Source organism: Bradyrhizobium sp. SRL28 (genome assembly GCF_018596315.1).
Lineage (GTDB): Bacteria > Pseudomonadota > Alphaproteobacteria > Rhizobiales > Xanthobacteraceae > Bradyrhizobium.
In genome coordinates, this window is sequence record NZ_JAHEAG010000104.1 from 1 (window position 1) to 7,713 (window position 7,713).

Annotated in this window: 7 protein-coding genes and 1 pseudogene; 3 read left to right on the forward strand and 5 right to left on the reverse strand. The window is 59.5% G+C overall.

The genetic code is table 11. The features are described from left to right. On the reverse strand, window positions 1-466 hold a 466-nt coding region (locus KIP88_RS44880), incomplete at its 3' end, for a Fic/DOC family N-terminal domain-containing protein (RefSeq protein ID WP_283848594.1). 743 nt (window positions 467-1,209) lie between these two features. On the opposite strand from KIP88_RS44880, the pseudogene ybgC reads away from it, so the two are divergent. After that, a pseudogene (gene ybgC / locus KIP88_RS44885) lies at window positions 1,210-1,654 on the forward strand (tol-pal system-associated acyl-CoA thioesterase). Between the two features lie 80 nt (window positions 1,655-1,734). Here the strand turns inward: ybgC and KIP88_RS44890 are convergent. The 4 genes from KIP88_RS44890 to KIP88_RS44905 are packed head-to-tail and all read right to left on the reverse strand — an operon-like array spanning window position 1,735 to window position 5,527. After that, the gene (locus tag KIP88_RS44890) at window positions 1,735-2,418 is read right to left on the reverse strand and encodes a DNA-binding protein (protein WP_214494484.1); all 684 of its coding nucleotides are present in this window, start codon (window positions 2,416-2,418) and stop codon (window positions 1,735-1,737) included. Beyond that, window positions 2,393-3,583: an ImmA/IrrE family metallo-endopeptidase gene (locus KIP88_RS44895; RefSeq protein WP_214494486.1), complete on the reverse strand. Its 1,191-nt coding sequence runs from the start codon at window positions 3,581-3,583 to the stop codon at window positions 2,393-2,395. The genes KIP88_RS44890 and KIP88_RS44895 overlap by 26 nt, the downstream gene beginning before the upstream one ends. Then, window positions 3,576-4,955: a 7-cyano-7-deazaguanine synthase gene (locus tag KIP88_RS44900; protein WP_308163820.1), complete on the reverse strand. Its 1,380-nt coding sequence runs from the start codon at window positions 4,953-4,955 to the stop codon at window positions 3,576-3,578. The genes KIP88_RS44895 and KIP88_RS44900 overlap by 8 nt, the downstream gene beginning before the upstream one ends. Next, window positions 4,952-5,527: a hypothetical protein gene (locus KIP88_RS44905; RefSeq protein ID WP_057841658.1), complete on the reverse strand. Its 576-nt coding sequence runs from the start codon at window positions 5,525-5,527 to the stop codon at window positions 4,952-4,954. Before KIP88_RS44905 ends, KIP88_RS44900 begins: the two co-directional genes overlap by 4 nt. Before the next feature lie 291 nt (window positions 5,528-5,818). Between KIP88_RS44905 and KIP88_RS44910 the strand changes: the two genes are divergently transcribed. Together KIP88_RS44910 and KIP88_RS44915 are read left to right on the forward strand one after the other, a co-directional pair. After that, window positions 5,819-6,631: a type IV toxin-antitoxin system AbiEi family antitoxin gene (locus KIP88_RS44910; RefSeq protein WP_057841659.1), complete on the forward strand. Its 813-nt coding sequence runs from the start codon at window positions 5,819-5,821 to the stop codon at window positions 6,629-6,631. After that, on the forward strand, window positions 6,631-7,671 hold the full coding sequence (locus KIP88_RS44915; protein ID WP_108522606.1) for a nucleotidyl transferase AbiEii/AbiGii toxin family protein: 1,041 nt from the start codon (window positions 6,631-6,633) through the stop codon (window positions 7,669-7,671). Before KIP88_RS44910 ends, KIP88_RS44915 begins: the two co-directional genes overlap by 1 nt. Window positions 7,672-7,713: the final 42 nt, after the last annotated feature.

Genomic DNA, 7,713 nt, shown 5'->3' on the forward strand with positions numbered 1-7,713 from the left:
CGTCCTGGTAATCGGGATCATCTTTCATGACGGCGCGATGGAGACTCTTCAGGAGATCGATCGTGAAGACGCCATATCCGTCCTTCGCCGCCAATGGGATGAAATCGTCAAGAGCCACAGCGTAGTTGCGGACCTGGCGCGCGGCATCCTTTGCGTCGTCGCCGCCGGTCTCCTCGACCGAAAGGAGTTCATCGAGCGTACTTTGGGTGCCCTCGATCGAGGACGAACTGACCGCCTCCCGTCGGGTCAGGATTCGGCTGACAATGTAGGGGTCCTTCATCTGAGTCGCGATTGCGTCTATTTTCCCGAGCGCGCCCTGGGCATTGTCCAAGGCCTTCATCGCTTGGATAACTGAGACCCCGTGCTCCGGGGGAGGTGGTGGGATGATACCGTAGTGCGCCTCATACGGGTGCGGGAGCCGTTTCAGGGTCTCCCGGATTGTGTGGCTGAGATCGCTGCGCTTCATGGCAAAGCCTAGTTTGGAGCCTGCTTTGGTATCTATAATTAGGGTTTCTTATAAAAACCATAACAAAATCTGCTTTTTTGGCGCCCCCCTTAGGGTTCCCCCGAGATCTTGGGGAACCGGAAAACAGGCGAGCTGGTCGTCTCAGTGGTTTCAGCTCTGCCGTGCCATCCTATGCGGACAAGCCGCTTTCAGCGTAGCGAAGGGAACTGAGACCTCCGGCTCCGCGATCAATCATCCGACTTCATCATCTGAGCGGCAGGCCGGCAGGCCGACATCGCGGGCGCACGGCTACCCTTCGCGGCAGGGAAGTGAGTCGAAGCGCCGGCACACGTCGCAGGAAGAAGAGGAGCTGAAAGCTCATCGGCGATAATCGACCGGGCCTGGTCGCCGGGTCATAGGTTCAAATCCTATCCCCGCAACCACCGATGCTTGCGATTGCAAATAGAGTCCCAGCCTCCGAAGGGAAGCCGGGGGTTCTTCTTGCCCGCCGCAAACCGCAGGATCGCAGCGAGGTCGCCGCGTAGCGCAATCGCGAGTTCTTCCGTCTCGAGCACGAGTGTCACCTGATTGACCAACGTCCGGAAAACCTCCGCAGCTTCGGCCTCGATGTCTGCAGCGCGGTGCCTGCCGTATTCGGGCGACCGGTTCAGCTTCCGGCAAGCGCAGGATTTTAGCGCTTGCTCAAAAAACCGCCTCTGTGCAAGACAATTGGTGCCTGTACGCGCAATAAGGGGAACCGCGCTGTGACAGTCTCTCTTGACGGCGAAATTCGAGACGGACGGCACTACATGCAGGTGCGTGTCTACTTTGAAGATACCGATGCCGGCCAGATTGTCTATCACGCGAATTTTCTGCGTTTCATGGAGCGCGGCAGAACGAATTACTTGCGCCTGCTCGGCACCAATCAGCAAGCGCTGCTCGAGGAAACGCGGAACGACGCCCCGGGCTTCCGCCTTCGTTGTCCGTTCGATGACGATCGACTTTCTAAAACCGGCAGTCTTGGACGACCTCCTTGACATTGTCACTGTCCCGCAAGAGGTGAGAGGCGCGTCGATTGGCTTGCTGCAGGAGTGCAGGCGCGGGAACGATCTGTTGGTCTCGGCGCGCATACGGGTCGCGTTTATCTCGGGCGGAAAAGCGCAGCGCATCCCGAAGGCTCTGAGGCTCGCTATGGAAGAGCACAGGTAAACCTGCGTTTCGTTCACGCTTTAACGCTCCCGCGACCCAATGAAATCAATGCGTTGGCGTTCTGTTGCGACATCGTCAAGTCAGAGTTCGCCGTTCACTTTAGATTCGGGAGCTTCGCGCTGTCGGCAGAATTTACAGCGGCGGCCCAGAGCGCTCGTCGAAAATTCGCTCTCGATACCCAGGGAGGCAAGTGCAATCGCGTGAACGCTCCATCCTATAAGTGCGATAACGCCTTCCACTCTTTCTAATGGAATTCGCATGCGCCCGTCGCGAAGAGCGAGATACATCGCTTCGATGACAGGTTGGTCGCCGAGGACCGCGATGGCCGTTGGATGACGTAAGATGTCTAACGACCAGCCTGGATTTCGCGTTTTCAATAGCGCGCTGGCGCGGCTTCGTCCGCGCCGTTCATCGATAACCGGCAGGAAAAATCTTGCTGCCGCGATGGCGATCGTTGCAGCTTCGCCGTCGTCAAGGGAGGGCGAGGTAGACGTGAGTTCATGAAAAATCTCGTACTCGGCGTCGGTCATAGTGGCGAGCGTTACGATTCCACGCGTCACGAGATCAAACAGAAAGCGGTGCTCGCCGTTCTGCCGGCTCGTCTCGTGCTCCAGCTCTCCAGCCACGATCTCGGACACGACGACATCATTGGGAATGGACGCGAGGATGCGCTCGCCATATTTGCAAGCGTGAAGGTTGATCAGAACACTTGTGTCGAGAATCAGCGGATCCGCGATATCAATCAGGGAGCTTGTGCAACTCATCCGTGTCTCTTTCCTCAAGCTCGATCTGGTCGATAACGCCGCGAAGCTCCACTCGGCCCACCTTCAGCAGCTCCGCCAATTGTCCTTCCGACATGAGCTCGCGCTTCCAGGCGGCATGCGCCATCAGGCTCAGGCGGTGGGAGATGGGTCGGTCCGCGTCGCTCTTTGCGGGATCGCGGCGATCGGCCATTTCGCCGAGGACCTCTCGGACATTGTCATCGGTGATGCCGCCGTTGTTTTCGAACCATGCCCAAGTGCCTTTCTTGGCAAGGCCCAATTCCTCGAGCCGCAGCCCGCAGGCTTGGCGCGAGATATTATATTGCTGGGCGAGGAGAATGATCAGGCGCCGGGTCGTTTTGCCGGTGATCTCCTTCAGTTGGCGGAAGCTTTCCGAGAAGCTCTCGGCTGGCGTCAGGAATGCACGGCCAAAGACGTTGGCATAGCGTTCATCGCGTGAGAGGAACTTCTCATCGTCTTCGAGCACGTCGGGAATCCGACGGGTACCATAGAAGTGGCCGACCTCATGCGCCGCGGACTGGATGCGCCGCGGCAATGGGTGGTTGGCGTTCAGAAGTATGCAGGCGCCGACACTTTCATCGTAGGTGAAGAAGCCGGCAACCTTTGAACTGGATGAGAGACGACGCTGATACAATCGGATGCCAAGACCCAGTTCGATGACCGAGAAGATGTCGGCGATCGGCCCCGGACCGAGACCCAGCCAGTCGCGCAATTCCTTGGCATGCTTTTCTGCGAGGGCCGCAACGTCGCCCTCGTTTATACCGTGTTCCGGGGGGTAATTTCGACGTCGCTGGATGCCGAGGATATTCTCCATTTCAACGTCCGCTTTAATCAGGTCGTTGAATAGCTGAACGGCTTCAGTGGTGTGCGCGTCCTCCGTCTCCCGCAACTTGCGGAACCGAGGCATCAGATCGGTATGCACTGCCTCGCGGCGGAGGAGGGCGTTGACCGATACGCCGTAGTAGCGCGCGAGCGTCTGGATTTCCTGGATGCGCACACGGCGCACGCCCTTCTCGATGGATACAAGGGTGGGGCGGGACATGCCGATGACCTGGGCCGCGTCATCCTGGCGGACGTCTGCGTTCTCCCGTGCTATCCGCAGGCGGCGTCCTATTTCCTGTGCGCTCAGCTCATTCAGATCAGCCATTGCGCCCTCCATCCATCCAGCTTTTCAAAAAGCTTTGATCTCCTTGCGCGGACAAAAATGCCCGCCATTCCTCGGCATGAGTTACCAACATCGTCCTCAGTTTCTTCAGAGTGTCTTCGTAGTTTTCCGCTATCGCAGCTGAGATTTGCGAGGCGTGAACGCGAATGTTCTCGTCAGGCAAGCCGCTCATGTCCGCGAGATGCTGCAGGTGACGCGCACCGACGCTTCCGTATTCGACCATGATGTCCCGATCAGCCTTTTGGGGTATGACCGACAAGGCATCGGCCGCGTCAGAAGCGGCAAGGTCGGACACGATATACGTACCAGGCGCCTCGTTAACGCCAGCGGCATGCAGGCTGAGGCGTCTCAGCAAGCAAGCCGCGCACAGGCCACACTGCTTCCTACCGCCTACATTGACGACCCGGCGCGTTTGCCAACAGGAATGGGTACTCGTCAGATGCTGTTCGGACTTTCCGATCATGTCCAGAAACGCGCGCAACGTCTGACCTTTCGTCGACCAGAGGCGTGGCTGCTCAAACCGCACTCGGTAGCCCAGCACTGCCTTGATGAAGCGCTCCATCTTCCGAAAGAACGTCGGATGGTTGCGATAGTCGGCGTAGATGTTGTGCAGCGGGAGAAGTACCGGCCCAAGCGCGCCCTGGCCGCTCTCCGGAACAATGACGCGCGTCACGTTTGAGAGCTGTGCAGCAATCGCCGTCACCGCCGCAAACTGAAATCCCCGCGAGCGGAAGCTGCTTTCGTTCCCGCGATATCCCTTCACCTTGAAGGGAATCTGCGTGAAATAACTATCCCCGTTTTTGCGCCGCTGGCGATTGCCCGCGACCCGGATACACAGTGCCTCAGCCTCGCTCCCGCTCAGAGCGGAGACGGCACGCGAATCCAAACCATCGCTGTAAGCGACGGCGAAGGTCTTGGCCTTGCCGAAGTCCAACGGCATCTGCCGCGTGCCGATCGGCGAGAGGTTCTTTGCCTGGACAAAGGTCAATCGCCATGCGTCGCCGGTCAGGTGGTTCAAGACGCCGTGCAGGGCCTTCAGAACCTCCGGCTTCTGCCAGGCCTTAAGGTCGATGACTGGGATCGCCACATCGAAGGTTCGGCGCCAGCCCAACGGACGCTTCCAACGCCGGTCAGCGAACTCGATGGCGGCGCAGAGAACAAGCATATCGTAGTGCAGCGGCTCGAAGCCCTTTACGTCAAAGCTATCCAGAACCGCCGGATTAAAGTAAATGTGACGGCCGACCTCCGCGATCACAGCACCCTTCGGGAGGGTGCGGCGGCTGCGCTTCTGTCCTTTCTCGATAACGATCAAGCGCTTTTCTTGCATCGGTGAGTATTTCGGATTGGCGCTCACTCTTCGGGCCCCTCATCTACGCCGGCTTTCTTCTCAACCGCCTGCCTGAACGCGCGCTTGTTGCCGGTGGCCAAGGCGTCGCAGAGTTCGCTGGGCTTGATGGCAGCGAACGTCTCGCGGTTCCGCTCGATTCCCTTCTGGTAATCTTCGCGGCTCATGTCGCCGAGCTCGCGGGCACGAATGCATTCTTCGTCGAGCCGGTTTTTGATGGTGCCGATCCATTCTTTTGTCGTGCTGTCGAGCGCCTGATCGAGCGCCTTCTCGGGAGGGAGTTGATCCCGGAGATTCGCAATCAGATGTCTTTGCAGGGTATCCGCCAGTGGCGACGTTGGATGAGTCTCGAAAATCGTTTCGACCGCCGTGACCGGGTCTAAGTCCATTTGGGGGCGGTCGGCATGAGCTTTGAGTTCATCGAAAAGGGGACTGAACGTCTTCATGTCCACGTCACCGATCATGCTGTGGCACGCCTGCGTCGTTCGCTCCTCACGGCTCGTGGCGTCGCTGACCAGGTCTTGGCCATAACGCTTCCAGCTGCTGGGCAACTCCGCATTTCTGAATGGTCCATCGCTCATGGCCGCCTCCCATGTCGGCAAAATAGTAACAAAATCTGACAATGACAATATATAGCATAAATTATCTGACATTGGAGATCCGTCTAAGGAAACCGCTTAATTCGTCTGATGCGGTCCTTTCACGGGGCGGTTTGTTCTAGAAGTGCGCCGGAAGGGGTAATTTTTAGCCCATACGGCGCGTTTTCGCCATCAAAGGGACGGCCGATCGGCCCCTTTTCTCAGGAAGATTTGTTGACAAATTTGCGTCAGACTGGCTATTTATTACCCGCCTTGGCGCAGAATTGAAGACTTATGCAACCCCGCCAGCACAAAACGGCCAGCTTCCTGTCGGCTCATCCGGTCTTCACCCGGGCTGAGTTCGCGGCGGCCTTCGGCCATCCGGCGAGCGCGGCCAATGTCACCAGCCTGCTTAGGCATCACCTGCGCGCTGGCAACATTAAGCGGGTCAGTCGCGAGGTGTTTGCCGCAGTGCCGGCCCACATGGCGGCGGAGCGGATGGTGATCGACCGCTTCGCCGCGGCGAGCAAGCTGCGTCCCGATGGGGTCCTGGGATTTCACTCAGCCCTTGAGCTGCACGGCATAGCCTATTCCGAGTTCAACGAGGTTCAGCTTATCAGCGCCGGACGGACCGAGCGCGTGGACCTGCCATTTGGTGCTTGCCGCTTCGTCACGCCGGCGAAGGCGTTGGCGGCGACAGGCAAGGCCAACTACCTGACCGCGACTATGGACCGGCAGGGAGTGACGGTCCGTGTGACGGCGGTCGAACGCACGGTCGTCGATGTCCTACATCGGCCAGAACTCGCGGGCGGCGGCGAGGAAGTTCTGAAGTCGCTGGATCTGGTGCGCTATCTCGATCCGGCGAAGGTCGCCGACTATGTCGAGCTGCTGGATAATCGGTCGCTCGCCTCGGTTTCCGGCTGGTGGCTCGAGAAGCGGCGCGCCGCGCTCGGCGTCTCCGACGATGTCCTGGCGCGCCTGCGAACACGGCTTCCACGATCAAAGCATTATGCGCTGGGTGCGGAACCCGGTCATGCGGTGCTCGTCGAGCCATGGCGCGTGCTTCTCCCAGCGCAGGCGGTCGACGCCGCCTTTGAAGGCGTTTGATGGTCGCGTCGCGAGAAACGCTTCAGGACATCGCGGCCGAGCGGCAGCTCCAGCCCGCGACGCTGGAGCGTGTGATCCGGCTGATCGACATTCTCGATGCCTTCGGCGCCGACACGCTGATCGGGCCGCGCGTCGCCTTGAAGGGCGGCACGGCACTCAACGTCTTTCATTCCGATCTGGACCGCCTCTCTGTCGATATCGACGTCAACTATGTCGGCGCGGTCGACAAGGAACAGATGGACGCCGACCGCCCGGGATTGGAAGACCGGATCGAGCGCTTGATGGAATCGAAAGGGTACGTCGCGCGGCGTGAGCCGTCCGAGCACGCTGGCGGCAAATGGATTTATCGCTACGCCTCTGCGCTGGGCGGCGCGGGGACCATCGAGATCGATATCAATTATCTCTACCGCGGCCCGCTCTACGGCGTGGATCGCATGCCATCGGTGGCAATCGGATCCTACCAGGCCACGAATGTTCCGGTCCTCGATATCCACGAGATCGTCGCCGGCAAGATGGTCGCGCTGATCACGCGGCGCACCGCGCGCGATCTGTTCGACGCCCACCGGATCATCGCCATGCCGTCTCTCGACTGGGCGAAGATCAAGGCGGCCACCTTGATGATCGGTGCGAGCGCCAAGAGCTTCGACTGGCGCACAGCCTCGCCCGAGGAGATCGGATGCGAGGTCGGCGACATTACCGGCAAGCTGACCATGTGCCTGCACGATCGGTATTTCGACAGCTTTGGCGGCCCAGCAGCTTGGATCGAGAGCGTCACGACCGAATGCCGGGAGAAGCTCGCGCCGCTGTTTAAGTTCACAGCGGGGGAGGGCGCATTTTTGGATGCCGTGCTGGACCGGGGTGAGATCGCCGCGTCTTCTCTGGAGGTGCCAGCAAACGTGCGCGCCTCGATAGAAGCCAGTCCGGCCCTGCGGTGGAAAGCGCAGAATGTCAAAGCTTGGAAATCTGGCGACAAGTTGCTGGCGCCACGTACAAGACGAGCAGCGCGGCCACGTGGAGAGACTAGGAGCCTGTCTGAGTAGTGACTGGTCAAGAGGGTGCGAGTCTGATTCCTTGCGTGGCCA

Coding starts and splice junctions, on each gene's coding strand:
- KIP88_RS44910 (WP_057841659.1), top strand. CDS start 5,819: ATGCAACCCCGCCAGCACAAAACGGCCAGCTTCCTGTCGGCTCATCCG.
- KIP88_RS44905 (WP_057841658.1), bottom strand. CDS start 5,527: ATGAGCGATGGACCATTCAGAAATGCGGAGTTGCCCAGCAGCTGGAAG.
- KIP88_RS44895 (WP_214494486.1), bottom strand. CDS start 3,583: ATGGCTGATCTGAATGAGCTGAGCGCACAGGAAATAGGACGCCGCCTG.
- KIP88_RS44890 (WP_214494484.1), bottom strand. CDS start 2,418: ATGAGTTGCACAAGCTCCCTGATTGATATCGCGGATCCGCTGATTCTC.
- KIP88_RS44915 (WP_108522606.1), top strand. CDS start 6,631: ATGGTCGCGTCGCGAGAAACGCTTCAGGACATCGCGGCCGAGCGGCAG.